This window comes from Roseateles sp. 22389 (assembly GCF_052044995.1).
Taxonomy (GTDB): Bacteria; Pseudomonadota; Gammaproteobacteria; order Burkholderiales; family Burkholderiaceae_C; genus Roseateles.
In genome coordinates this window covers 352441-377626 of sequence record NZ_JBQEOF010000002.1, presented here as the reverse complement: position 1 = coordinate 377626, position 25186 = coordinate 352441, and the positions used below count along the sequence as shown (strand labels likewise).

The window sequence follows — 25186 nt, the reverse complement described above, 5'->3', positions numbered from 1 at the left end:
CCGCGGACGCGAACAGGAGCAACAGAATGAGCAAGGCATTGATAGTTTCCACGGCCCGCACCCCGCTCGCCAAGAGCTGGAAGGGGTCCTTCAACATGACCCACGGCGCGACCCTGGGCGGGCATGTGGTACGCGCCGCGCTGGAACGCGCCGGCATCGAGGGCGGCGAGGTCGAGGACGTGCTGATGGGCTGCGCCACGCCCGAGGGCGCCACCGGCGGCAACATCGCGCGCCAGATCGCGCTGCGCGCCGGCCTGCCGGTGACCGTGTCCGGACAGACCATCAACCGGTTCTGCTCCAGCGGCCTGCAGACCATCGCGACCGCGTCGCAGCGCATCATCGCGGGCGAGGGCGAGGTGTTCGTGGCCGGCGGCGTGGAGAGCATCTCCTGCGTGCAGAACGAGGCCAACCGCCACATGGGCCATGAGAGCTGGCTGTCGGCGCACAAGCCCGAGATCTACTGGTCCATGCTGCAGACGGCCGAGAACGTCGCGCAGCGCTACAAGATTCCCAAGGAGCGCATGGACCGCTACGGCGCGGCCTCGCAGCAGCGCGCCTGCGCCGCGCAGGCCGAAGGCCTGTTCAACGCCGAGATCGTGCCGATCACCGTGATGGCCGGCGTCGCCGACAAGGTGCGCGGGATGATGACCCGCGAGGTCACCGTCTCCGTTGACGAGGGCCTGCGGGTGGGCACGACCTACGAGAGCATCAAGGACATCCGCACCGCGCTGCCCGGCGGCGTGGTCACCGCGGGCAATGCCAGCCAGTTCAGCGACGGCGCCGGCGCCTGCGCGATCGTCAGCGAGTCCTATGCGTCGAAGAAGGGCCTCAAGCCGCTGGGTCGCTTCCTGGGCTTCGCGGTGGCGGGCTGCGAGCCCGACGAGATGGGCATCGGCCCGGTCTTCGCCGTGCCCAAGGTGCTGGCGCGCCTGGGCCTGAAGGTCTCCGACATCGACCTGTGGGAGCTCAACGAGGCCTTCGCCGTGCAGGTGCTGTACTGCGCGGACAAGCTGGGCATCCCGATGGACCGGCTCAACGTCAACGGCGGCGCGATCGCGATCGGCCATCCCTACGGCGTGTCGGGCCAGCGCCTGACCGGCCATGCGCTGATCGAAGGCAAGCGCCGCGGCGCCAAGCGCGTTTGCGTGACGATGTGCATCGGCGGCGGCATGGGCGCCGCGGGGGTCTTTGAAGTGCTCTGACGAGCACCCCCCTACCGGCTGACGCCGGCCCCCTCAGGGGGCGAGCCCGAGGGCCCGGCAGAGCCGGATCCCCGGGCTCCGCTTGATATGTCGGCGGGCTGCGCCCCGCCTCCTTCGTGAGGTGCTCATGCGCCAGACCCTGGACTTCCTGCTGTATGACTGGCTGAAGGTCGACCGACTCTCGGCTCGCGAGCGCTTCTCGGAGCATTCGCGGGAGACCTTCGATGCGGTGCTCGACACCTGCGAGAAGATCGCCCGCGAGAAGTTCGCGCCGTTCAACCGCCTCGCCGACACCGAGGAGCCGCGCTTCGACGGCGAGCGCGTTCATCTGCCCGCGGCGACGCACGAGGCGCTCGCGGCCTATGTCGGGTCCGGCATGCTGGCCGCCGCGCAGGATTACGAGCATGGCGGCATGCAGCTGCCCTGCGTCGTCGAGATGGCCGCCAACTGCTTCTTCAGCAAGGCCAGCGTGGCCATGGGCGGCTACGCGATGCTCACCAACGGCAACGCCAACCTGCTGATGGCGCACGGCACGCCGGCGCAGCGCGAGGTCTTCGCGATGAACGAGTTCAGCGGGCGCTGGTTCGGGACCATGTGCCTGTCGGAGCCGCAGGCCGGCTCGTCGCTGTCCGACGTCGCCACGCGCGCTGAGCCCGATGGCGACGGCTTCCAGGCCGATCCGCTGGGCCCGCGCTATCGGCTGACCGGCAACAAGATGTGGATCTCCGGCGGCGAGCATGAGCTCACCGAGAACATCGTCCACCTGGTGCTCGCGAAGATCCCCGGGCCCGATGGCAAGCCGCTGCCGGGGACCAAGGGCATCTCGCTGTTCATCGTGCCCAAGCACCTCGTCGACACCGATGCCCGCCTGACCGGCGAGCGCAACGACGTGACGCTCGCGGGCCTGAACCACAAGCTCGGCTATCGCGGCACGACGAACTGCCTGCTCAACTTCGGCGAGGGCCGCCACACGCCGGGCGGCCGGCGCGGCGCGATCGGCTACCTCGTCGGCCAGCCGGGCGAGGGCCTGCGCTGCATGTTCCACATGATGAACGAGGCCCGCATCGGCGTCGGCCTCGGCGCGGTGATGCTGGGCTACGCCGGCTACGAGGCCAGCCTCGATTACGCGCGCCAGCGCCCGCAGGGCCGGCCGATGACCGCGGCCGGCAAGGATGCGGCCCAGCCGCAGCAGCCCATCATCGAGCACGCCGACGTCAAGCGCATGCTGCTGGCGCAGAAGAGCTACGTCGAGGGCGGGCTGGCGCTGGAGCTGTTCTGCGCGCGCCTCGTCGACGAGCAGCACACCGGCACCGCCGACGAGTCCGCGGCCGCGAAGCGGCTGCTGGAGGTGCTCATCCCGATCGCCAAGAGCTGGCCCAGCGAGTGGTGCCTGGAGGCCAACTCGCTGGCGATCCAGGTGCTGGGCGGCTACGGTTACACGCGCGATTTCCCGGTGGAGCAGTACTGGCGCGACAACCGCCTGAACATGATCCACGAGGGCACGCATGGCATCCAGGCGCTGGACCTGCTGGGCCGCAAGGTGGTGATGGACGGCGGCCAGGCGCTGATGGCGCTGGCCACGCGCATCAGCGACACCGCGCAGCGCGCCGGCCAGGTGCCGGGGCTGGCGGAGGCCGCCAATGAACTCGGCGCGGCGCTGGCCGCGGTCGGCGGCGCGACCAAGAAGGCCTGGTCCACCGGCGAGCCGGAGGAGGCACTGGCCAATGCGACGCCCTACCTGCAGGCCTTCGGCCACACGGTGCTGGCGTGGATCTGGCTGGACGTGGCGCTCGCGCTCGAAGGGCGGGACGACGACTTCGCCCAGGGCAAGCGCGCCGCGCAGCGCTACTTCTTCGCCTACGAATTGCCCAAGGTCACGGCCTGGCTGGGCGTGGTCGCGCGGCGCGAGGCGCTCACGCGCGAGATGCGCGACGCCTGGTTCTGAGCGCCGACGCCGGTGACCGGCCGGGCAATCAACGACGAGATCAACGACGACATCGACATCGACAGCGACGACGACATCAACGACCTCAAGACATCAAGGAGACGACGATGAGCAGCAAGGTGCAGGACCTCTTCGACCTGAGCGGCCAGGTGGCGCTGGTGACCGGCGGATCGCGCGGGTTGGGTTTGCAGATCGCCGAGGCGCTGGGCGAGGCCGGCGCGACGCTGATGCTGAGCTCGCGCAAGGCGGCCGACCTCGAGGAGGCGGTGGCGCATCTGAAGGCGCGCGGCATCGACGCGCAATGGATCGCGGCCGATGCTTCGGATGAGGCGCAGGCGCGCGGCATCGTCGAGCAGACGATGGCCAGGCTCGGCAAGATCGACATCCTCGTGAACAACGCCGGCGCCACCTGGGGCGCGCCGGCCGAGGACCATCCGGTCGAGGCCTGGGACAAGGTGATGGACCTGAACATCCGCAGCCTGTTCGTGATGAGCCAGGAGGTGGCGCGGCGCAGCATGATCCCGCGCAAGTCGGGCCGCATCATCAACGTGGCCTCGATCGCGGGCCTGGGCGGCAACAGCGGGATGATGAAGACCATCGCCTACAACACCAGCAAGGGCGCGGCGGTGAACTTCACCCGCGCGCTGGCCGGCGAATGGGGTGTGCACGGCATCACCGTCAACGCGCTGGCGCCGGGCTTCTTCCCCAGCAAGATGACCAAGGGCCTGATGGCGGCGATCGGCGAGGACAAGCTCGCCGAGCACGCGCCGCTCAAGCGCATCGGCGATGATGAGGACCTCAAGGGCGCCGCCCTGCTGTTCGCGAGCCGCGCCGGGAAGCACATCACCGGGCAGATCCTCGCCGTCGATGGTGGCGTCTCCGCCGTCCACGGCAGCTGAATGGCTCCGCCCCCTACGCGCATCGCGCGCTGTGATTCGAGGTTGTCGTGACTGAAGAGCCGCCGCTGAAATTTCCCGTCCACATTCCTTTCGTCCAGCAGCTGGGCTTCGAGCTCGTGCGCATCGACGAGGGCGAGGCGGAGCTGCGGGTCGACATCCGCGAGCTCCACCTGAACTCGTGGGAGGTGGCGCATGGCGGCGTGCTGATGACGCTGCTGGACGTGGCCATGGCCCATGCGGCGCGCAGCGCCCACCGCGACCAGCCGGGCTTCGGCCCCGGCGTGGTGACGGTGGAGATGAAGACCAGCTTCATGCGCCCCGGCGAGGGCGCGCTGCGCGCGGTGGGCCGGCTGCTGCACCGCTCGACGACGATGGCCTTCTGCGACGGCTCGGTCTACGGCGAGGACGGCCAGCTGTGCGCGCATTCGACCGGCACCTTCAAGTACCTCAAGGCGCTGCCCGGCAAGGGCCGCAGCCTCAAGGCGCTGCAGCGCACCGAGGGCTGAGCGCCCGACGGCCCGGTAGCGATCCCCCGTTCAACTGACCCCTTCCGATTTCCCGCTCACGAGGAGAAACGCATGAGCACGACGAACCGCCAGATCCTGCTGGCCTCCCGCCCCACCGGCGAACCCGGCACCGACAACTTCAAGCTGGTCAGCACGCCGGTCCCGGCACTGGCCGACGGCCAGGTGCTGGTGCGCAACCATTACCTCAGCCTCGATCCCTACATGCGCGGCCGCATGAACGAGGGCAAGAGCTACGCGACGCCGCAGCCGCTGGGCGAGGTGATGATCGGCGGCACCGTCGGCGAGGTCGTCGAATCCCGCAACGCGCACTTCGCCGTGGGCGACAAGGTCGTGGGCATGGGCGGCTGGCAGGAGTACCAACTGGTCGACGCCAACCAGCGTGGCGTGCTGCAGAAGGTGGACACCACCCACGTGCCGCTGTCGGCCTACCTGGGCGCGGTCGGCATGCCCGGCGTGACCGGCTGGTATGGGTTGGTGAAGATCATCGATCCGAAGCCGGGCGAGACCGTCGTCGTCAGCGCCGCCAGCGGCGCGGTGGGCGGCGCGGTCGGCCAACTGGCCAAGGTGCGCGGCGCGCGCGCGGTCGGCATCGCCGGCGGCGCGGACAAGTGCCGCTATGTCGTCGAGGAACTCGGCTTCGACGCCTGCATCGACTACAAGCAGCATGGCGACGTGAAGTCGCTGTCCGCCGCGCTGAAGGCGGAGTGCCCGGACGGCATCGACGGCTACTTCGAGAACGTCGGCGGCATGATCCTCGACGCCGTGATGCACCGCGCCAACCCGTTCAGCCGCGTCGCCATGTGCGGCATGATCGCCGGCTACAACGGCGAGCCGATCCCGATGAGCGCGCCGCAGCTGATCCTGGTGAACCGGATGAAGATCGAAGGCTTCATCGTCTCCGAGCACATGGCCGTCTGGCCCGAGGCGCTCAAGGAGCTCGGCACGCTGGTGGCCACCGGCAAGCTCAAGTACCGCGAGAGCGTCGCGCAGGGCCTGGACAGCGCGCCCGAGGCCTTCCTGGGCCTGCTCAAGGGCCGCAACTTCGGCAAGCAGCTGGTGAAGCTGATCTGATGGCCGGGCCGCGCTGGATCTGCCAGTCCTTCGACGAGCTGGGCGCGCGCGGCCTGTACCGCGCGCTGCGCCTGCGCTCGGAGGTGTTCGTCATCGAGCAGCGGTGCATCTACCTCGATCCGGACGGGCTCGACGAGCACGCCTGGCACCTGCAGGGGCTGGCCCCGGGCGCTGAGGGCGCTGATGGCGCCGATGGCATCGATGGCGCCGAGGCGCTCGTCGCCTACGCGCGCCTGCTGCCGCCGGAGATCGGCAACGGCAGCGCGCGCATCGGTCGCGTGATCACCGCGCAGGCGGCGCGCGGCGGCGGCCTGGGCCGGGCGCTGATGAGCCAGGCGGTGGCCGAGTGTCTGCGGCTGTGGCCGGGCCGGCCGATCGAGCTCGGCGCCCAGGCGCACCTGCGCGACTTCTACGGCAGCTTCGGCTTCCATGCGATCTCGGACGTCTACGACGAGGACGGGATTCCCCACGTCGACATGCGCCGCGACGCCGCCGCCTGACGCGGGCTGACGCGGCCGCACCCCCTGACCGAGGAGTGTTCCCATGAGCGATCTGATCCTGCATCACTACAGCAGCTCCCCGTTCGCCGAGAAGGCGCGCTTGATGCTGGGCCTGAAGGGCCTGGCCTGGCAGTCGGTGACGGTGCCGATGATGCTGCCCAAGCCCGACGTGGTGGCGCTGACCGGCGGCTACCGCCGCACGCCCTTCCTCCAGGTCGGCGCGGACATCTACTGCGACACCGCGCTGATCGCCGAGGTGCTGGAGGCGCGGCAGCCGTCGCCCAGCCTGTTCCCGGCCGCGGTGGCCGGCCAGGCGCGCATGCTGGCGCAGTGGGCCGACACCGACCTGTTCTGGACCGCGCTGCCCTATGCGATGCAGCCGGCCGGCGCGACGTCGCTGTTCGCCGGGGCGCCGCCGGACATGCTCAAGCTGTTCGTCGCCGACCGCAAAGCGATGAGCGAAGGCATGCCCCAGGTGCGCGGCGCCGACGCCGGGGCCGCGCTGACGCAGTACCTGGGCTGGCTGTCGCAGATGCTGGCCGACGGCCGGCCGTGGCTGCTCGGCGACGCGCCGTGCATCGCCGACCTGAGCGTCTACCACCCGCTCTGGTTCATCACCCGGACCGGGCCGCTCGCCGACATCCTGGCGCCGCATGAGGCCCTGCGCGCGTGGATGGGCCGCGTGGCCGCGATCGGCCATGGCGAGCGCGCCGGCAAGCTCGACGGCGCGGAGGCGATCGAGCTGGCGCGGGCCTCGCGGCCGCAGCCGATGCAGGTCGAGTCCGGGCTGGGCTTCGAAGCGGGCCAGCCGGTGACCGTCACGCCCTACGACTACGCCCGCGACGCGGTCGCCGGCACGCTGGTCGGCCTGAGCTGCCGCACGGTGACGGTGGCGCGCGAGGACGAGCGCGCTGGCCGCGTGCAGGTGCACTTCCCGCGCATCCGCTACACGCTGAAGCAGGCGTAGCCCGTTCGGCCCGGTCGGCGACCTCACAACCATCCCGAAGGAGACAAGCGCATGAAGGACTACCAAGGCAAGACGGCGGTGATCACCGGCGCGGGCTCAGGCTTCGGCCTGGAGGTCGCGCGCCTGGCGGCGGCCCGGGGCATGAACCTGGTGCTGTGCGACGTGCAGCAGGACGCGCTCGACAAGGCCGCGTCGGAGTTCGCGGCCCATCCGGTGCTGGCGCGGCGCGTGGACGTCGCCAAGGCCGACCAGATGGAGGCGCTGGCCGCCGCGGTGCAGGAGCGCTTCGGCGCGCCGAACTTCGTGTTCAACAACGCCGGCGTCGGCTCCGGCGGGTTGATCTGGGAGAACGCGCTGTCGGACTGGGACTGGGTCCTGGGCGTCAACCTGATGGGCGTGGTGCACGGCGTGCGCCTGTTCACGCCGATGATGCTGGCCGCCGCGGCCAAGGACCCGGCCTGGCAGGGGCACATCGTCAACACGGCGTCGATGGCCGGCATGCTGAATCCGCCCAACATGGGCGTCTACAACGTGTCCAAGCACGCGGTGGTGTCGCTCAGCGAGACGCTGTACCAGGACCTGGCGCTGGTCACCGACCAGGTGCGTGCCTCGGTGCTGTGCCCCTACTTCGTGCCGACCGGCATCACGCAGAGCCACCGGAACCGGCCGGGCGAGCTGGGCGCCGACAAGCCCACCCGCAGCCAGATGATCTCGCAGGCGATGACCGACAAGGCGGTCAGCGCCGGCAAGCTGACGGCGGCCGACGTGGCGCGCATGGTGTTCGAGGCCATGGACGAGGAGCGCTTCTACATCTTCAGCCACCCGCAGGCGCTCAAGGCCGTGCAGACGCGGTTGGAGGACGTGATGCAGCTGCGCAATCCGACCGACCCGTTCCAGGACAAGCCGGAGATCGGCGCGCGGCTGCGGGAGTCGCTGCGCGGCTGAGGGCCTGGGCAGCCCGAACGGCCCCTGACAGATCTGACAGGGACCACCCCTGGATGCGGGAGCGCCGGGGCCCTGCGGCGAAGAGGCCGGGCCCACAATCCGCCCGTGGTCCCGCATTTCCTTCCCCGATGCCTGCGCGCGCTGCCGCGCCTGCTGCCGATGCTGGCGGTGGTGGTCGCGGCGTGGCTGGCGCTGGCGGGGCAGGGCCATGCCGATCCGCGCGACTGGCTCACTGCCGAGGAACGCGCCTGGGTGGCGCAGCACCCGGTGCTGCGCGTGGGCGGCTCGGCGAGCTACGGCCCCTTCACCTACGTCGATGAGGACGGGCGCATCACCGGCCTGTCGCTGGACTACGCGCGGCGTTTGTCGGAGCTGACCGGGCTGCGCTTCGAGTTCCAGCCGCCGCAGACCTTCGCCGAGAACCTGGACGATCTGGCCAGCGGCGAGCTCGACGTGCAGATGTCGATGCGCGAGACGCCGGAGCGGGCGCAGCGCTTCGGCTTCACGCGGCCCTACATCACGGTGCCGGCGGTGCTGCTGCGGCGCGCCGGCGCGAGCGGCGACCCTCTGCGGCCCGGCGAGCCGGTCGCGGTGGCGCGCGGCTACGCGGTGGCGGAGTTCCTGCGGGACCGCTACGCGACCAATCCGCTGCAGGTGGAGATCGACGACCGCACCGTGCTGCGCCGGCTGGCCGGCGGCGAGGTCGGCGCCGCGGTGATGGACCTGGCCGGCGCGACCTACCTGATGCGGCGCGACGGCATCGGCAACCTGCGGGTGGTGGAGGACATCGGCTTCGCCTACGGGCTGGGCATCGGCTACCGGCGCGACTGGCCGATGCTGGGCCGCATCCTGGACAAGGCGCTGACGCGCATCGGCGACGACGAGCGGCAGGCGATCGCGGACCGCTGGATCACGCAGGACACGGCGGCGATGCGTTGGCAGCGCCGGGCGCTGTGGGGCGGCGGGGTCGCGCTGGCGCTGGTGCTGCTGGGGCTGGGCCTCACGCTGCTCTGGAACCGGGCGTTGCAGCGCCAGGTGCGGCTGCGTGGCGAGCTGCTGCAGCGCGAGCTCGGCGAGCGCATGCGGCTGCAGGACGCCGACCGGGCCCGCGAGCTGGCCGAGGTGACCAGCCGCACCAAGAGCGAGTTCCTCTCCCAGGCCAGCCATGAGCTGCGCACGCCGCTCAACGCGGTGCTGGGCTTCAGCCAGCTGCTGGCGCACGATCCGCAGCGGCCGCTCGACGAGACGCAGCGCGCGCGGCTGCGGCACATCGACGAGGCGGCCAAGCACCTGCTGGTGCTGATCGAGGACATGATGACGCTGTCGCGGGTCGAGGCGAACACGCTGACCGTGCAGTCGCTGCCGCTGCAGGCCGGGCCGCTGCTGCGGCGGGTGGTGGAGCTGGCGCAGCCGGCGGCGCAGGCCGCGGGCGTGGACCTGCGGATCGGCCTGACGCCGGAGGAGGACAGCACGCTACCGATGGTCCAGGCCGATCCCATCCGGCTCGAGCAGGTGCTGCACAACCTGATCTCCAACGCGATCAAGTACAACCGGCGCGGCGGCTGGGTCCAGGTGCGCGCGAGCGCGGAGCCGCGCGGCTTCCGCATCGAGGTGGTGGACAACGGCATCGGCCTGAGCGTCGAGCAGCGGGCGCAGCTCTTCCAGCCGTTCAACCGGCTCGGGCGCGAGGAGCAGCCCGGCCATGGCATCGGGCTGGTCATCTGCAAGCAGCTGATGGACCGGATGGGCGGGCGCATCCTGGTCGACAGCGAGAGCGGGAAGGGATCGCGGTTCACGCTGGAGCTGCCGGCGGTGCCGGGCGTGGCCTGACAACGTCCGCACCACCGCACCACGGCGCCATCGCGCCACCTCGCCGCCGCATGGCGACATTTGCGGATCGCGGCATCGCCTCACCGGCGTGGTCTGGCACACTGCGCGCCCTGCGCAGTACCCTCCCGACCATGCCCAATACTTCCTCTCCCCGCCGCGCCATCGTCATCGGCGGCGGCCCCGCCGGCCTGATGGCCGCGGAACGCCTGGCGCTCGCCGGCGTGTCGGTCGACCTCTACGACGCCATGGCGTCCGTCGGCCGCAAGTTCCTGCTCGCGGGCAAGGGCGGGCTCAACCTGACCCACTCGGAAGCGCGGCCCGACTTCGACACCCGCTACTACGAACGCCAGGCCGGCGTCGCCGCCTGGCTCGACCGCTTCGACGGCGAGGCGCTGCGGGCCTGGACGCAGGGACTCGGCGTCGAGACCTTCGTCGGCAGCTCGGGGCGCGTCTTTCCCAAGGACATGAAGGCCGCGCCGCTGCTGCGCGCCTGGCTGTCGCGGCTGCGCGGGCAGGGCGTGCGCTTCCACATGCGGCACCGCTGGCTCGGCTGGGACGAGGCCGGCGGGGTGCGCCTGCGCTCGCCGGACGGCGAATCGACCGCGACCGCCGATGCGATCGTGCTGGCGCTGGGCGGCGCCTCCTGGCCCCAGCTGGGATCGGATGGCCAATGGGCGCCGCTGCTGGCGCAGGCCGGCGCGGCGGTGGCGCCGCTGCGCGCGGCCAACTGCGGCTTCGACCTCGGCGCGCCGCGCGAGGGCGCGGCGAGCGGCTGGTCGCCGTTCTTCGCCGAGCGCTTCGCGGGCCAGCCGGTGAAGCCCGTGGCGCTGAGCGCCGAGGGCGTGGACGGCCAGCGCTTCTCGCGCCAGGGTGAGTTCGTGGTGACCGCTTCCGGCATCGAAGGCTCGCTCGTTTATGCCGCATCCGCGCTGCTGCGCGAGCGCATCGCGCGCGATGGCGAGGCGCTCGTCCACCTCGACCTGCTGCCCGGCCGCGACGCGGCCTGGGTGGCGGAGCAGGTCGCCCATCCGCGCGGATCGCGCTCGATGTCCTCGCACCTGAAGAGCCGGCTGAACATCGAAGGCCTGAAGGCCGGCCTGCTGCACGAGGTGCTGACGAAGGAGGCCTACGCCGACGCGGCGGTGCTGGCGCGCACGCTCAAGGCGCTGCCGCTGCGCCTGGTGGCGGCACGCCCGGTGGCCGAGGCCATCAGCACCGCGGGCGGCGTGACGCTGGAGTCGCTGGACGAGCGGCTGATGCTGAAGGCGCGTCCCGGCGTGTTCGTTGCCGGCGAGATGCTGGACTGGGAAGCGCCGACCGGCGGCTACCTGCTGACGGCGTCGATGGCCAGCGGCGTCGTCGCGGGCGAGGGCGCCGCCGCGTTCCTGGCTAGCGGGGCGTGATCGTCGGCGGCTGAAGGGGCGCCGAGCCCCTCTGTCCGCCGGGTTGCCGAGCGGACGGGTCAGCCACCGGGCCGCCGTGGGGCGTGGACGGCACGCGGGGAAGCGTGCTGCCCGCCCGGGTCCTGGCCCGCCAGCCGTGGGCGGGCCCGAGGTGGGCCTTGGACGGGCCCGAGGCGGCCTCAGCCCGCCTTGTTCTTCAGCTTGCCCTTGGGCATCACGGACGTGACGGGCGCGACCGGACGGTCGGAGGATGTCTCCCGGGGGGCGCCGGTGTCCTTCTTGGGCTTCTTGTTGGCCTTGTCGTTGCGTTGCTCGCCTTTTGGCATGTCGTGGGCTCCTTCTTCAGCGGTCGTTGTCGTTCTGCGATCGTCGCCGCGCACGCAGGCAGGCCGGGCCGCGGCGACCGGCGCACTCTACTACCGCCAAGGCCGGTCCGCGCAGGCCTCGCGCGCGGCGCGACGCGACGCCGGCTGCCGAGGCGTCAGCGCTTTGCGTTACCCTCTGCGCTCGGCGCGACCCGCTGGTGCGGGCTGTCCAGGCGCCGCCAGGGAGGATGGCATGGACGCAGCACCAGCGACGGGCGGACGCACCGTCCTGCTCGTCGACGACGATCACTCGCATCGCTACGCGCTCCGGCGTCGGCTGGAGCTGGCCGGCTTCGCCGTCATCGAGGCCGCCGACGGCACCGCGGCGCTGCGGCTGGCGACCGGCGTGGACGCGATCATCCTCGACGTCCTGCTGCCCGACATCAGCGGCTACGAGGTCTGTCGCCAGCTTCGCGCGGAGGAGTCCGGCGTGGGGGTGCCCATCGTGCTGGTGTCCGGCGTCTACATCGCCGAGGACGACCAGGTCCGCGGTCTGCAAGGCGGCGCGGATGCGTACCTGACGCGGCCGGTCGACGACGAGGTGCTGATCGCCAACCTGCATGCGCTGCTGCGCCAGCGCGACACGCTGCGGGCGCTGTCCGAGGCGCTCGAGCAGAAGCGGCGCGACGAGGAGCGGGCGCGCGACCTGTTCCTCGCGATCCTGGGCCACGACCTGCGCAATCCCCTCGACGCGATCGCCATGATCAGCGAGCTGCTGGCGCGCGCGCCGGTCTCGGCGTCGACGACCCAGAAGATGGCCGCGCGCATCACCGCCGCCGCCCGGCGCATGGCACACATGCTGGACGACATCCAGGACTACGCGCGCAGCCAGCTCGACGCGGAACTGCTGCTGCGACGCGCGCCGCAGCGCCTGGGCGCGCTGGCCTCAGCCGCGATCGACGAGGTGCGCGGCGCCTATCCAGGCATCACGGTCGATGCCGTGCTGGAGACCTCGGATGAAGGCTGGTGGGATGGTGACCGGTTGGCGCGGGTCATCGCCAACCTGCTCCGCAATGCGGTGGAGCATGGGGCCGTGGGGCGACCCATCGTCGTGCGCACCGAGGCGCGGGGCGCGTGGCGCCACCTGTCGGTGCGCAATGAAGGCGCGCCGATCCCGGACGAGGTCCGGGCCGGGCTGTTCGAGCCGCTGGTGCGCGGCGGGGCGCAGGCGCCCGCCGCGGGCAACATGGGCCTGGGGCTCTTCGTGTGCCGCGTGATCGTCGAGGCACACGGCGGGCGCATCGTGGTGGAGACCGGTGCCGCGGGCACCGAGTTCCGCATCGAGCTGCCCGCGCAGCCGTCCTGAAGGACGGCGCGGTCCGCTCAGATCACGCGGATGTTGGAGGCTTGCGGGCCCTTGGGGCCGTCCTTCGGCTCGAACTCGACCTTCGCGCCTTCGGCGAGGGTGCGGAAGCCGCCGGAGCTCTGGATCTCGCTGTGGTGGGCGAACAGGTCCTTGGAGCCGTCGGTCGGGGTGATGAAGCCGAAGCCCTTGTCGTCGCTGAACCACTTCACGGTGCCGGTCTTGGTCGTCATGGTGTTTCCTTTTTGAAGAAGATGAACGGAGATACCCGGCACGCGGGCGCGCGCCGGGACAGACACACTCAAGAACCGTCAGCGGGGGGAATGCTGGGCAGGCCACGCGCGCGGGATCCGGGAGGACCGGCGGGGCTGCGGAAGAAGACCTCTGAAGAAAGGCCTTGCGCGAATCTATCGCGGCACTCTAGCACGCGCGGCTGACGGCCGGCCGGTGCAAAGTCGCACCGGCCGGCCGCCCGTGAGGCCGAGATCGGCGACGGATCGCCGCCGGATCGCCGCCGGATCATCGCTGGAGCGCGTCCCGCCTCACTGCGGCCGGTAGGTCACCTTCAGCTGGTAGTTGCCCGCCGAGTAGCCGTAGACCAGCACGTAGACATCGCCGTTGGCCGTCATCGTGACGCTGCAGCCCTCGGTCGAGCTGGACCCGTCCGACTTGCAGGTGTAGGTGGACGTCGTCGGCACCGCGCCCTTGCGCACGTACAGGTCGATGTCGCCGGTGCCGGTGGTGCTGGCCGCGAGCGCGCCGCCGCTGGCCACCTTGAACGGCCCGAAGCTGCGGCTCTGGCCGCGCGTCAGGCTGCCGCTGAAGTTCTCGGTCCGGTCCACCGGCGGCGGCGTGCCCGGCCCGTCGCTGCCCAGCTCCACCGCATAGGCCGCGGCCATGCGCGCGAACTTCAGCGCATGGTCGGCCTGGCTGCCCATGTTGGCGTAGGTGTCGTTGGAGGTGTGGATGTAGGGGTTGGAACTGCTCATGCCGGCCTCGAAGGGCATGCTCGCGAAGTAGCCCTTGGCATTCCACGACGCATGGTCCGAGCAGGCGTAGCCGCAGCGGTCGGTTCCCACCCGCAGCGTCGGCAGGTAGGTCGCGATCACGTTGGACAGGAAGGTGTTCTGCCCGCTGTCGGTGTAATCGCTGAACAGGTAGATGTCGTTGGCCGCGCCCTTGTAGTTGGTCATGTCCAGCTGCAGCACGCCCACCACGTTGACGCCGGCCGCGGCGAAGCTGTTGGCGATCTCCTGCGAGCCGCGCAGGCCGACCTCCTCGGCGGCGTAGGCCATGAACTTGATGGTGCGGCGCGGCTTGTAGTTGGCCTGCACCAGGGCGCGCAGCACCTCGGTCAGGCTGGCCACGCCGGAGGCGTCGTCGTCCGCGCCCGGCGCGCGCATGGTCTCGCCCGAGCCGCCGGACTGGTTGATCGAGTCCAGGTGCGCGCCCATCACGATGACCTCGCTGCCGTTGTCGGTGCCCTGGATGGTGGCGATCACCGACTTCTGCGCCCAGTTCGGATGGCTGAACTGCTCGACGCTGATGTCGGCGCGGCCGCCCGCCAGCGTCGTCCACTTCTGCCGCAGCCAGTTCGAGGCGGCGACGCCGCTGCTGCTGGTGTAGTAGCGGTTGGTGTTGGCGGACAGGTCGACGATGGTCTGCCCGATGTTGCTGGCCTGCATCTGCGACAGGATGGGCGTCACGACCGACTGCTGGTCGATCACGTAGCTGGGCCGCGAGGCCACCAGCGCCGCCGCCAGCCGCTGCGCGCCCACCGGCGTGCTGTGGCGCTGCAGCGAGGCCAGGCCCGCTTCCCGCGTCGGGTGGTACATGTAGCCGCCGCAGCGCTTGAGCTCCTCGTGGATCGAGTGGCTCAGCGAGGCGAGCACGTCCTCGTCGACCTCGACCAGGTGCAGGCCCTCGTTGCGCACGGCGCGCGCGGAGGCGGAGGCGCTGGCGGCCGCGAGCGCCGAGCCGTCCTGCGCCGCATCGGCCTGGACGCTGGCGACCGCGCGCGCGGCCGGACGGTGTTTCTGCAACTGGGCCAGCGCGGCGTCGCCGAGGCTGATCCAGACCTTCTCGCCCGCATGGGCCGGAGTGAGCGCGGCCATGCCGACGCACAGCGCGCTGAGGATGAAGAACTGACGCATGGATGGTTTCTCCAGGAATGGCGAAGCCGGCGCGCCGCACGAAGGCGGCGCGCCGGAGTCGGTTCAGGCGGGGATCAGTAGGTGGCGACCAGCGAGGTGCTCGTCACCGTCGCGTACGCGCTCAGCAGCACGTAGTAGGTGCCCGCCGTCGGCGACGAGAAGGTGATGGTCTCGGCATTGGTCGAGCCGATCGAGCGCTTGTCGTAGCTGGTGGTGGTCGGCGCGGAACCGCGCTTGACGTACAGGTCGCCGTCGCCCGATCCGCCCGAGAGCTTGATCGTCAGCGTCGTGCGGCCCGCCGGCACGGCGATGCTGTACAGCTTGGTCGCGCCCTTGGCCAGCGAGATGCCGGTCACCGGCACGCCGCTGGTCAGCGGCGTCGCGGTCGGCGGCGGCGTGGTGCCGCTGCAGCTCACGCCCACGGTGGCGAAGGCCGCCGTCACGTCGGCCATCGCATAGCCGCGGTCGGTGGCCGCCTTCTCCACGCCGCAGGCGCCCTGGTTGAAGGTGCTGTTGGCGGTCCAGTACAGGCGGTTGGCGTCCACCATCACCTCGAAGGCCTTGCGCGTGTTCCAGCCCGGCTTGTTGGCCAGCAGGTAGAACGCGCGGTTGTAGACGCCGCTCGAGTAGTGCACGTCCATGCCGCTGCGGTAGTTGGACGCATGGCCGATGGAGCTGCCATCGCGCGTGGGATCGTCGAAGTAGCGCAGCGCGCCGCTGCCCTTGAAGATCTGCGCGCCCACCAGCCAGTCGTTGCTGCCGTTGTTGCGGTAGTACTCGGCGGCTTCGCCGGCCATGTCGGAGAAGGCCTCGTTCATGCCGCCGGACTGGCCGGAGTACACCAGGCCCGAGTTCTGCTCGGTGAAGCCGTGACTCACCTCGTGCGCCGACACGTCCAGCGAGACCAGCGGGTAGAAGGTGGTGCGGCCGTCGCCGAAGCTCATCGCCGTGCCGTCCCAGAACGCGTTCTCGTAGTTGCTGCCGTAGTGGACCCGCATGTACAGGGTGCCGGTCAGCGGCCGCAGGTTGAACCAGTCCCGGTACATGTTGAAGATCACGTTGCCGAAGAAGTGGGCATCGTTCAGCGGCGAGTAGGCGCCGTTGATCTGCTTGTACTCGTTGCGCGAGCAGGTGAACTGGAAGGGCGTGTTGCTGGCGCTGGTGCTGCCGTTGAGGTTGACCGTGATCACGTTGCCGGAATTCATCTGGCAGGTGTCGGTGACCTGCAGCGCCGGGTAGTCGGTGCCGTATTCGTAGCGGCCGGTCTTGGTGTTGCCGCCGGGGCCGGTGGCGTCACGGTGGGCCAGGCCTTCCCAGCGCTCCAGCACCGCGCCGGTGGTGGCGTCGATCATGAAGTGCGGGCGGCTGGGCTGCTGCCGGTCATGCCGCATGAAGGACACCAGGTAGAACAGCTGCGCCTTGCCGTTGGCATTGAGCCGGACGTACAGCTTGGACTGCTCGTTCTCGGTCAGCACCGCGTTGACGGCGCCCTTGGCCTGGGCCAGCGCGCCCTGCGCGGTCAGGCCGGGCTGCACCGTGTTCAGGTCCTGCTGGATGTTGGTCAGCAGGCTGCCGGAGTAGCGCGAGGTGCCGGCGTTGGTGTCGCGGTGCTCCACGACGCCTTCGCCCCAGACGGGCACGCCCTGGTGGTACTGCTGGTGACGAGTGACGACCTTGCCGCTGGGGTAGGTCTGGCTGCGCACGGCCTGCAGGTCGCTGGCCGCGAGTCCCAGCGCGGTGCCCGCGTTCTGGGGAGCGCTCGACGCGCGCATGGTGGTGTTCGCCGGGGACTGGTCGTCGAGCAGGACGCGATCCGCCGCCAGGGCCTGGCAGGCGGCGGTAGCCGCGGCGGCCATGATGCTGACGCGCAGGAAACGCTGGATGAATGCCTGTGTCATATCGCCTCTTTCTTACGTGATGGATCGGTGAGATCTCCCGAAGAAATGGCCGGACTCGCTCGGGTGGGAACGGGACGGCCCCCTCTGTTCGCGGCCCGTGGTGAGGCCGTTCCAGATGTTCTTGGAGGTGCGGCAGGCGCCGCGTCCCGAGGTGTCGCCGGTTGCCTCGGAGGGCCCGAGGTCGTGGTCTTGCTGTGGCTGGTCCGGACGACTGCGCGAATGTAGGGGCTCCGGCGTCCGCGATGGCCTGTCAGGACTGACATCCGGTGTAACCCTTGCAACAAGCGGGATGGGCACGTCGGTGGCTGGCGTGCGCGCGATAGGCGAGGATGGCCCCCGCCGCGACCCCGATCCAGAGGACACGCCAGGAACCGGGGACCATCCAGCTTTTGCAGGAGACGCCCACCATGTCGCCCATGGACACGACACCCACTGCGCCCGGCGCCCCCGATGTCCGCACCGCCGCCGCGGGTCCCGTCGCCGCGGCCGGGGACACGGGCTGGCGCACCCACGAGGTCACCAACCAGGTCGACGAGCTGGCCGGGCACTCGCCGCTGGCCATCGACCCGGCGCTGCGCGAGGCGCTCGCGCGCGCCGGCGCGGACGCCTTCGTGCCGGGCCTGGCCGAGTACGCGAGCTGGCTCGGTCGTCCGGAGACCCAGGCCATCGCCGAGCGCATCAACCGGGTGACGCCGACGCTGGAGAGCTTCGACAAGCGTGGCCGGCGCATCGACCGCGTCGAGTTCGATCCCGGCTGGCATGCGCTGCTCGCCGCCTACCGGCGGGCGGACCTGGTCGCGATGCCGCTGCGCGACGAACGCCCCGGCCGCTGGGCGGCCTGGGCCGCCGGCTTCTACCTGCACGGGCAGATCGAGGCCGGCACGCTCTGCCCGGCGACGATGACGCAGGCCAGCATCCCGGTGCTGCGGCGCGAGCCGGCGCTCTGGGCGGCGCTGCGCGAGCCGCTCCTGAGCACCGACTACGACGGCCGCGACCTGCCGCTGGCGGACAAGCGCTCGATCTGGCTGGGCATGGGCATGACGGAGAAGCAGGGCGGCTCCGACGTGCGCGCCAACACGACCCGCGCCGAGCCGGTGGGCGCCGGCGGCCGCGGCGCCGAGTACCGGCTCACCGGGCACAAGTGGTTCTTCTCCGCGCCGATGTGCGACGCCCACCTGGTCGTGGCCAAGACGCCGGACGGCGCGCCGGGCTGCTTCTTCGTGCCGCGCTGGCGCCCGGACGGCACGAAGAACGCGGTCCACATCCAGCGCCTCAAGGACAAGGTCGGCAATCGCAGCAACAGCAGCTCCGAGGTCGAGTTCCAGGACGCCCACGGCGTGCTGATGGGCGAGGAGGGCCGCGGCATCCCGACCATCATCGAGATGGCGACCTACACGCGGCTGAACTGCGTCGTCGGCAGCGCGGCGATGCTGCGCCAGGCGCTGGTGCAGGCGCTGCACTACGCGCGCCACCGCAGCGCCTTCGGCAAGCGCCTGGCGGCGCAGCCGCTGATGCGGGCGGTGCTGGTGGACCTGGCGCTGGAGAGCGAAGCGGCGATGCAGCTGAGCCTGCGGCTGGCGCAGGCCTTCGAGCGCCAGGACGATCCCGGAGAGCGCACCTGGATGCGGCTGGTGACGCCGGCGGCGAAGTTCTGGGTCTGCAAGCGCGCCGTCGAGCTGACCGGCGAGGCGATGGAGGTGCTCGGCGGCAACGGCTACATCGACGACGGCGTCATGGGCCGGCTCTACCGCGAGGCGCCGGTCAACTCGATCTGGGAGGGCTCCGGCAACGTGATGTGCCTGGACGTGATGCGCGCCGTCGCGCGCGATCCGCAGGCCTTCCTCGCGCTGCTGGACGGGCTGGGCCAGGCGCTGCGGGGCGACGCGCCGGCGCGCGCGGAACTGGATGCGCTGCGGGCGATGCTCGCCACGCCGCCGGACCAGCTGGAGGCGCTGGGCCGCCGCTTCGCGACGCGGCTGGTGCTGCTGGCGCAGGCGGCGCTGCTGCGGGCGCATGCGCCGGCCTTCGTCGCCGACGCCTTCATCGCGAGCCGTTTCGATCCGCGCTGGGGCGCGGTGGCGGGGGCGCTCGACCTGGGCGGCCTCGATGCCGACGCCGCGCTGCAGAGGGCGTTCCCGGCGTGACCTAAACTCGCGCGCTTTCGTTGCTTTCCCGGGCCTTCGGCCCCGTCGCTGTTTTGGACAAGATCCTCCTCCAGATTGCCGCCGAGCTGAAGGTTCGCCCGGCCCAGGTCAACGCCGCCGTGGAGCTGCTCGACGGCGGGGCCACCGTCCCGTTCATCGCCCGCTATCGCAAGGAAGCCACCGACGGCCTCGACGACATCCAGTTGCGCGAGCTGGAAGCCCGCTTGAGTTACCTGCGCGAGCTCGAGGACCGCCGCGAGGCGGTGCTCAAGAGCATCGAGGAGCAGGGCAAGCTCACGCCGGAACTGGCCGCCGCCATCGCCGCGGCGCCGACCAAGCAGGAGCTCGAGGACCTCTACCTCCCCTACAAGCAGAAGCGCCGCACCAAGGGCCTGATCGCGCGCGAGGCCGGCCTGGAGCCGCTCGCCGACAAGCTCTTCGCCGATCCGTCGCTCGATCCGATGACCGAGGCGGCGGCCTTCCTCAATCCCGATGCCGGCTTCGCCGATGCCTATGCGGTGCTGGACGGCGTGCGCGACCTGCTGTCCGAGCGCTGGGCCGAGGATGCCGTGCTGATCGGCAAGCTGCGCGAATGGCTGTGGGAGGAGGGCCTGTTCAAGTCGAAGCTGATGGACGGCAAGGACGAGAACAATCCCGACATCTCCAAGTTCCGCGACTACTTCGACTACGCCGAGCCGATCCGCACCGTGCCCTCGCACCGTGCGCTGGCGGTCTTCCGCGGCCGCACCCAGGAATTCCTCGACGCCAAGCTGGCGCTCGACGAGGAACTCGTGCCCGGCCAGCCCTCGCTGGCCGAAGGCCGCATCGCGCGCCATCTCGGCTGGAGCCACGCCAAGCGCGCCGGCGATGAGCTGATCCGCAAGACCGTCGCCTGGACCTGGAAGGTCAAGTTGTCGCTGAGCCTGGAGCGCGACCTGTTCGCCCGCCTGCGCGAGGAGGCCGAGAAGGTCGCCACCAAGGTCTTCGCCGAGAACCTGCGCGACCTGCTGCTGGCCGCGCCGGCCGGCAAGCGCGTCGTGATGGGCCTGGACCCCGGCATCCGCACCGGCGTGAAGGTCGCCGTGGTCAGCGACACCGGCCGCGTGCTGGACACCTCGACGGTCTATCCGCATGAGCCCAAGCGCGACTGGGAAGGCTCCATCCATACGCTGGGCCGGCTGTGCGCGACGCACGGCGTCAACCTGATCGCGATCGGCAACGGCACCGCCTCGCGCGAGACCGACAAGCTCGCCGCCGACCTGATCAAGCGCATCCAGTCGATGTCGCCGGAGACGGTGATCGAGAAGGTCGTCGTCAGCGAGGCCGGCGCGTCGGTGTACTCGGCGTCGGAATTCGCTTCGAAGGAACTGCCCGACCTGGACGTGTCGCTGCGCGGCGCGGTCTCGATCGCGCGCCGCCTGCAGGACCCGCTGGCCGAGCTGGTGAAGATCGATCCGAAGTCGATCGGCGTCGGCCAGTACCAGCACGACGTCAACCAGAGCGAGCTGGCGCGCACGCTGGACGCGGTCGTCGAGGACTGCGTGAACTCGGTCGGCGTCGACCTGAACACCGCGTCCGCGCCGCTGCTGTCGCGCGTGTCGGGCCTCTCGGCCGGCGTGGCCGCCTCCATCGTGCGCTGGCGCGATGCCAACGGCGCGTTCCGCAACCGGCAGCAGCTGCTCGACGTCACCGGCCTGGGGCCGAAGACCTTCGAGCAGGCGGCCGGCTTCCTGCGCATCCGCGACGGCGACAACCCGCTGGACGTCAGCGGCGTCCACCCCGAGACCTACCCGGTCATCGAGCGCATCCTGGCGCAGGTGCAGCGGCCGATCGCCGACGTGATGGGCAAGTCCGACGTGATCCGCGCGCTCAAGCCCGAGGCCTTCGCCGACGAGCGCTTCGGCGCGATCACGGTGAAGGACATCCTCGGCGAGCTGGAGAAGCCCGGCCGCGATCCGCGTCCGGACTTCAAGGTCGCGCGCTTCAACGACGGCGTCGAGGACATCAAAGATCTGAAGGAGGGCATGGTGCTGGAAGGCACGGTGTCCAACGTGGCGCAGTTCGGCGCCTTCGTCGACCTGGGCGTGCACCAGGACGGCCTGGTCCACGTCAGCCAGCTGGCCAATAAGTTCGTCAACGATGCCCGCGAGGTCGTGAAGACCGGCGACATCGTCAAGGTCAAGGTGCTGGAGGTCGACCTGGCCCGCAAGCGCATCTCGCTGACGATGAAGCTGGACGCGCAGGCGCCGCGCGGCGGCGCGAAGGCGGACAACAGCTTCCGCCCCGCCGGTCGCAACGAGCGCCAGGGCGGCGCTCGCCCGCAGCAGGCCGCGCAGCCGCAGGGCGGCGCCATGGCCGCGGCCTTCGCCAAGCTCAAGCGCTGATCCGCGGCGGGCGAGGGCGCGGGGCGCTGTTCGCCCGCGTCCCGCTGCCGGGGCGACTCCCGTCGCGCCCGGGCCGGCCGGCCATGCCATCCGCGGCGTCGAATCGCGTTTGATCCCACATTTTTCGCGGCCGGTCGCAGCCGAGGTGTCAGAACGGGCGGCGGGCAGCTACGCTGCGCGCCGTTTACCGTCAATGACAAAAGTCGACACATCGCCATCGTGTCGACACGAATCTCGGGAGCCCCCTTGAAGACCCACGCCATCGCCAGGGCCTGTGCCCTTGTCTGCCTGACCGTCGCCCTGCCCGCGGGGTCCGCCTGGGCCCAGGAAACGCCCCCGGGCATGGGCAACGAACCGGCCGCGGGCCGCCGCCTGGATCGCGTCGAGATCACCGGCCGCACCAACGATTCGGACCTGCGCCGCCGTGCGCCGGTGGCCAAGCAGGTCTACGGGCGCGAGGAGCTGGATCGCTACGGCGACACCAGCGTGGCCGACGTGCTCAAGCGGCTGCCCGGCGTCAACGTGGCCGACGGCGCGCCCCGCATGCGCGGCCTGGGCTCGGGCTACACGCTGATCCTGATCAACGGCGATCCGGCGCCCCCGGGCTTCAAGCTGGACCAGCTGGATCCGGCGCAGGTCGAGCGCATCGAGGTCACCAAGGGCCCCAGCGCCGACCAGAGCGCGCAGGCCGTGGCCGGCGCGATCAACATCATCCTGAAAGAGGCGCCGCGCGTGTCGCAGCGCGACCTGCGCATCGGCGCCGGCTACAACATCAACCATCCGGTGCCCTCGGCCACCTTCACCTTCGGCGAGCGCTTCGGGCCGGTGTCGCTGTCGGTGCCGGTCTCCGCCTTCCAGTGGCTGCAGGAGATGCGCACCTCCACCGAGCGCAACGGCACCGACCTGAACGACCAGCCGGTCGTCGCCGCCCAGCACGGCAAGATGCGCAACTGGGGCCACGCCTTCAACTCCGCGCCGCGCGCGACCTGGAAGATCAGCGACGACGAGAGCGTGTCGCTGCAGGGCTTCGCGCAGAAGGGCTGGTGGAACAACTCGGTCCGCCTGGTGCCGGACGGCCAGTACAAGACGCCCCGCCTGGACGACGACAGCGACAACCAGGGCGTCTGGCAGATGCTGCGCGCCAACCTGCAATGGAACAACCGCTTCAGCGAGACGCAGAAGTGGGAGCTCAAGGCCGGCGTGCAGGATGCGAAGAACCACATCGAGAACCACACGCTGAACGCGGTCGCGCCGGTGGACGCGCTGATCGACAGCCGCGACCGCAGCCTGACCCAGGCCGGCAAGTACAGCCAGATCCTGGGCGACGAGCACACGGTGACGCTGGGCTGGGACTTCGAGTTCCGCAAGCGCGACGAGATCCGCGACACCACCGTCGCCGGCGGCGAGCAGCTGCCCGCGCTCAACGGCGAGAACTTCGGCGCGCGCATCCGCCGCCAGGCCTTCTTCATCCAGGACGAGTGGGAGATCAACCCGCAGTGGTCGACCTACTTCGGCCTGCGCCATGAGCGCATCGTCACCACCAGCCGCGGCGTCGCCACCGATGCGCGCAACAGCTCCAGCGTGCTGTCGCCGCTGTGGCACCTGACCTACAAGCTGGACCCGAAGGCGCGCGACATGATCCGCGCCAGCCTGACGCGCAGCTACAAGGCGCCGGAGCTGACGCAGATGCTGGGCCGCTACACGCTCAACAGCAAGTTCCCCGACCCCGCGCAGGCCAACGACGAGCTCAACCCCGACCGCGTCGGCAATCCGGGCCTCAAGCCGGAACTCGCCACCGGCCTGGACATCGCCTACGAGAAGTACCTGAGCGGTGGCAGCCTCTTCAGCGTCGGCCTGTTCCACCGCAACATCAGCCAGTTGATCCGCAACGTCGTGACGCTGGATCCGGCCAGCGCGCTGGTGCCGGTGCCGCGCTACGTGATCCGCCCGACCAACTTCTCCAGCGCCACCACCAGCGGCATCGAGCTGGAGCTCAAGGGCCGCGCCGGCGAGCTATTCCCGTCGCTGTTCGAGGCCAGGACGCCGCTGAACCTGCGCAGCTCGTTCAGCGTCTACCGCTCGCGGGTCAAGGCCGTGTCCGGGCCGGACAACCGCCTGGACCAGCAGCAGCCCTGGACCGCCAACCTGGGCTTCGACTACCGCTTCAGCGGCGTGCCGGTCACCACCGGTGCCAACCTGAACTACACGCCGGTCTACACGGTGCGCCAGACCGACCGCCAGCAGGTCGAGTTCTCCCGCAACCGCGGCCTGGACGTCTTCGCCCAATGGATGGTCAGTCCCAAGACCTCGGTCCGCTTCTCGGCCAATAATCTCTTCCCGCTCGACGCGCGGGCCGAGACCACGCTGGCCAATGGCGACTACTACGCCACCGGCCGCAGCCTCAAGCCCTGGTTCCAGCTGAACCTGGAAATGAAGCTCTGAGCCTGACGATCAGGCCAGGAGCGGCCGGCCGCGTCGGGTGTCGTTGCCCCATGAAAGGACGAACCGCCCGATGCAGGCCTTGCAGATCCTCGCCGGACCCCGTGCGCGCCAACGGCTGCGCGACCATGGCCTGCGCGCCGCCGACGTGCGCGCCGTGCCCGGCGCGGCCGGCGGCCCCAAGGGGCTGATCCTCAGCGCGCTCGACGCCCATCTGTTCGGCGAGTTCCTCCCGTCCGGCGGCCAGGAGGTGCACCTGCTGGGGGCCTCGATCGGCGCCTGGCGCATGGCCACCGCCTGCCTGAGCCGCGACGCCGCCGGTTGCCGCGCCGAGTTCGAGCGCCTCGCCCACGACTACGCCCACCAGGACTACGAGTCCGAACCCGGCAAGCGCCCGAGCGCCGCGACGGTCACGCGGGCCTTTTCGCAGAAGCTGGCCGAGATCTTCGGCGGGCGCGAGGCCGAGGTGCTCGCCCATCCCCAGTTCCGGCTGCATGTGTTCACCTCGCGCGGGAAACATGTGCTCGGGCGGGAAGGGCGGCTGCGCACGCCGCTGGGTTACCTCGGCGCCTTCGCGGCCAATGCGATGTCGCGCCGCGCGATGGGCGCGTGGCTGGAGCGGGTGGTGTTCTCGGACAAGCGCTCGCCGCTGCCGATGCCGCTCGCGGACTACCGCAGCCACCAGGTCGCGCTGGACGCCGGCAACCTCAAGCCCAGCCTGCTGGCGAGCTGCTCCATCCCGTTCTGGCTGCAGGCCGTGCACGACATCGAGGGCGCGCCCGCCGGCGCCTACTGGGACGGCGGCATCACCGACTACCACCTGCACCTGAACTACGCGGCGATGGTGGGCGACGGCATCGCGCTCTATCCGCATTTCCAGGCGAGCGTCATCCCGGGCTGGCTGGACAAGGCGCTCAAGCACCGGCACCGCACCAGCGCCTTCCTCGACAACGTCGTGCTGCTCACGCCCAACCCCGAGTGGGTGAAGACGCTGCCAAACGGCAAGCTGCCCGACCGCAACGACTTCCAGCGCTACCTGAACGACGTGCCGGGCCGCGCCCGCGACTGGCTGCGCGCGGTGCGCGAGGGCGAGCGCCTGCGCGACGAGTTCCAGGAGGCCTGCGCCCGTCCGTCGCTCGACATTCAGGCGCTCTGAGCTACACTGCCGCCTTCATTTCTTTTTCCAACAAGGACCGGGAAAGGCGAATCGG

General features: G+C 70.7%; 19 protein-coding genes. 15 read left to right on the top strand and 4 right to left on the bottom strand.

Annotated features, from left to right (window positions below):
- Positions 1-26: 26 nt before the first annotated feature.
- The 10 genes from ACTJKJ_RS04700 to ACTJKJ_RS04655 all read left to right on the top strand — a co-directional run bounded on the left by ACTJKJ_RS04700 (position 27) and on the right by ACTJKJ_RS04655 (position 11289).
- Complete coding sequence (locus ACTJKJ_RS04700) at positions 27-1202, top strand: acetyl-CoA C-acyltransferase (RefSeq protein WP_091722595.1); 1176 nt, start codon at positions 27-29, stop codon at positions 1200-1202.
- 127 nt (positions 1203-1329) lie between these two features.
- Positions 1330-3147, top strand: a complete 1818-nt coding sequence (locus ACTJKJ_RS04695) for an acyl-CoA dehydrogenase (protein WP_440819725.1) — start codon at positions 1330-1332, stop codon at positions 3145-3147.
- 107 nt (positions 3148-3254) lie between these two features.
- On the top strand, positions 3255-4046 hold the full coding sequence (locus ACTJKJ_RS04690; RefSeq protein WP_297386898.1) for an SDR family oxidoreductase: 792 nt from the start codon (positions 3255-3257) through the stop codon (positions 4044-4046).
- Positions 4047-4093: 47 nt separating this feature from the next.
- Positions 4094-4552, top strand: coding sequence for a PaaI family thioesterase (locus ACTJKJ_RS04685; RefSeq protein ID WP_440819723.1), 459 nt, complete (start codon positions 4094-4096; stop codon positions 4550-4552).
- A 72-nt stretch (positions 4553-4624) separates the two neighbouring features.
- Positions 4625-5644 carry an NADP-dependent oxidoreductase gene (locus tag ACTJKJ_RS04680; protein ID WP_440819722.1) on the top strand — a complete coding sequence of 340 codons (1020 nt, stop codon included), beginning with the start codon at positions 4625-4627 and terminating at the stop codon, positions 5642-5644.
- Positions 5644-6144, top strand: coding sequence for a GNAT family N-acetyltransferase (locus tag ACTJKJ_RS04675; RefSeq protein WP_440819721.1), 501 nt, complete (start codon positions 5644-5646; stop codon positions 6142-6144). Before ACTJKJ_RS04680 ends, ACTJKJ_RS04675 begins: the two co-directional genes overlap by 1 nt.
- Positions 6145-6187: 43 nt before the next feature.
- Positions 6188-7111: a glutathione S-transferase family protein gene (locus ACTJKJ_RS04670; RefSeq protein ID WP_440819719.1), complete on the top strand. Its 924-nt coding sequence runs from the start codon at positions 6188-6190 to the stop codon at positions 7109-7111.
- A 51-nt stretch (positions 7112-7162) separates the two neighbouring features.
- Positions 7163-8056: an SDR family oxidoreductase gene (locus tag ACTJKJ_RS04665; RefSeq protein ID WP_440819717.1), complete on the top strand. Its 894-nt coding sequence runs from the start codon at positions 7163-7165 to the stop codon at positions 8054-8056.
- A gap of 105 nt (positions 8057-8161) precedes the next feature.
- Positions 8162-9886, top strand: a complete 1725-nt coding sequence (locus ACTJKJ_RS04660; protein ID WP_440819715.1) for an ATP-binding protein — start codon at positions 8162-8164, stop codon at positions 9884-9886.
- Positions 9887-10017: 131 nt separating this feature from the next.
- Positions 10018-11289: an NAD(P)/FAD-dependent oxidoreductase gene (locus tag ACTJKJ_RS04655; RefSeq protein WP_440819714.1), complete on the top strand. Its 1272-nt coding sequence runs from the start codon at positions 10018-10020 to the stop codon at positions 11287-11289.
- 179 nt (positions 11290-11468) lie between these two features.
- Here ACTJKJ_RS04655 and ACTJKJ_RS04650 read toward each other — a convergent pair whose 3' ends face one another.
- The gene (locus ACTJKJ_RS04650; protein ID WP_175538184.1) at positions 11469-11615 is read right to left on the bottom strand and encodes a hypothetical protein; all 147 of its coding nucleotides are present in this window, start codon (positions 11613-11615) and stop codon (positions 11469-11471) included.
- Positions 11616-11847: 232 nt separating this feature from the next.
- Here ACTJKJ_RS04650 and ACTJKJ_RS04645 point away from each other — a divergent pair, with 232 nt between their 5' ends.
- Positions 11848-12960: a hybrid sensor histidine kinase/response regulator gene (locus ACTJKJ_RS04645; protein ID WP_440819711.1), complete on the top strand. Its 1113-nt coding sequence runs from the start codon at positions 11848-11850 to the stop codon at positions 12958-12960.
- 17 nt (positions 12961-12977) lie between these two features.
- Here the strand turns inward: ACTJKJ_RS04645 and ACTJKJ_RS04640 are convergent, their stop codons facing one another.
- The 3 genes from ACTJKJ_RS04640 to ACTJKJ_RS04630 all read right to left on the bottom strand — a co-directional run bounded on the left by ACTJKJ_RS04640 (position 12978) and on the right by ACTJKJ_RS04630 (position 17008).
- On the bottom strand, positions 12978-13190 hold the full coding sequence (locus tag ACTJKJ_RS04640; RefSeq protein WP_091722629.1) for a cold-shock protein: 213 nt from the start codon (positions 13188-13190) through the stop codon (positions 12978-12980).
- Positions 13191-13499: 309 nt separating this feature from the next.
- Positions 13500-15110 carry a M20/M25/M40 family metallo-hydrolase gene (locus ACTJKJ_RS04635; protein ID WP_440819710.1) on the bottom strand — a complete coding sequence of 537 codons (1611 nt, stop codon included), beginning with the start codon at positions 15108-15110 and terminating at the stop codon, positions 13500-13502.
- Positions 15111-15184: 74 nt separating this feature from the next.
- Positions 15185-17008 carry a M4 family metallopeptidase gene (locus ACTJKJ_RS04630; RefSeq protein ID WP_440819708.1) on the bottom strand — a complete coding sequence of 608 codons (1824 nt, stop codon included), beginning with the start codon at positions 17006-17008 and terminating at the stop codon, positions 15185-15187.
- Positions 17009-17415: 407 nt separating this feature from the next.
- Between ACTJKJ_RS04630 and ACTJKJ_RS04625 the strand changes: the two genes are divergently transcribed.
- From ACTJKJ_RS04625 to ACTJKJ_RS04610, 4 genes are all read left to right on the top strand, one after another.
- Positions 17416-19152 carry an acyl-CoA dehydrogenase family protein gene (locus ACTJKJ_RS04625; RefSeq protein WP_440819707.1) on the top strand — a complete coding sequence of 579 codons (1737 nt, stop codon included), beginning with the start codon at positions 17416-17418 and terminating at the stop codon, positions 19150-19152.
- 53 nt (positions 19153-19205) lie between these two features.
- A complete protein-coding gene (locus tag ACTJKJ_RS04620) occupies positions 19206-21536 on the top strand; it encodes a Tex family protein (RefSeq protein WP_440819706.1) in 2331 nt (776 codons plus the stop codon).
- Positions 21537-21782: 246 nt separating this feature from the next.
- Positions 21783-23978, top strand: a complete 2196-nt coding sequence (locus ACTJKJ_RS04615) for a TonB-dependent receptor plug domain-containing protein (RefSeq protein ID WP_440819705.1) — start codon at positions 21783-21785, stop codon at positions 23976-23978.
- A gap of 70 nt (positions 23979-24048) precedes the next feature.
- Positions 24049-25131: a patatin-like phospholipase family protein gene (locus ACTJKJ_RS04610; RefSeq protein ID WP_440819704.1), complete on the top strand. Its 1083-nt coding sequence runs from the start codon at positions 24049-24051 to the stop codon at positions 25129-25131.
- Positions 25132-25186: the final 55 nt, after the last annotated feature.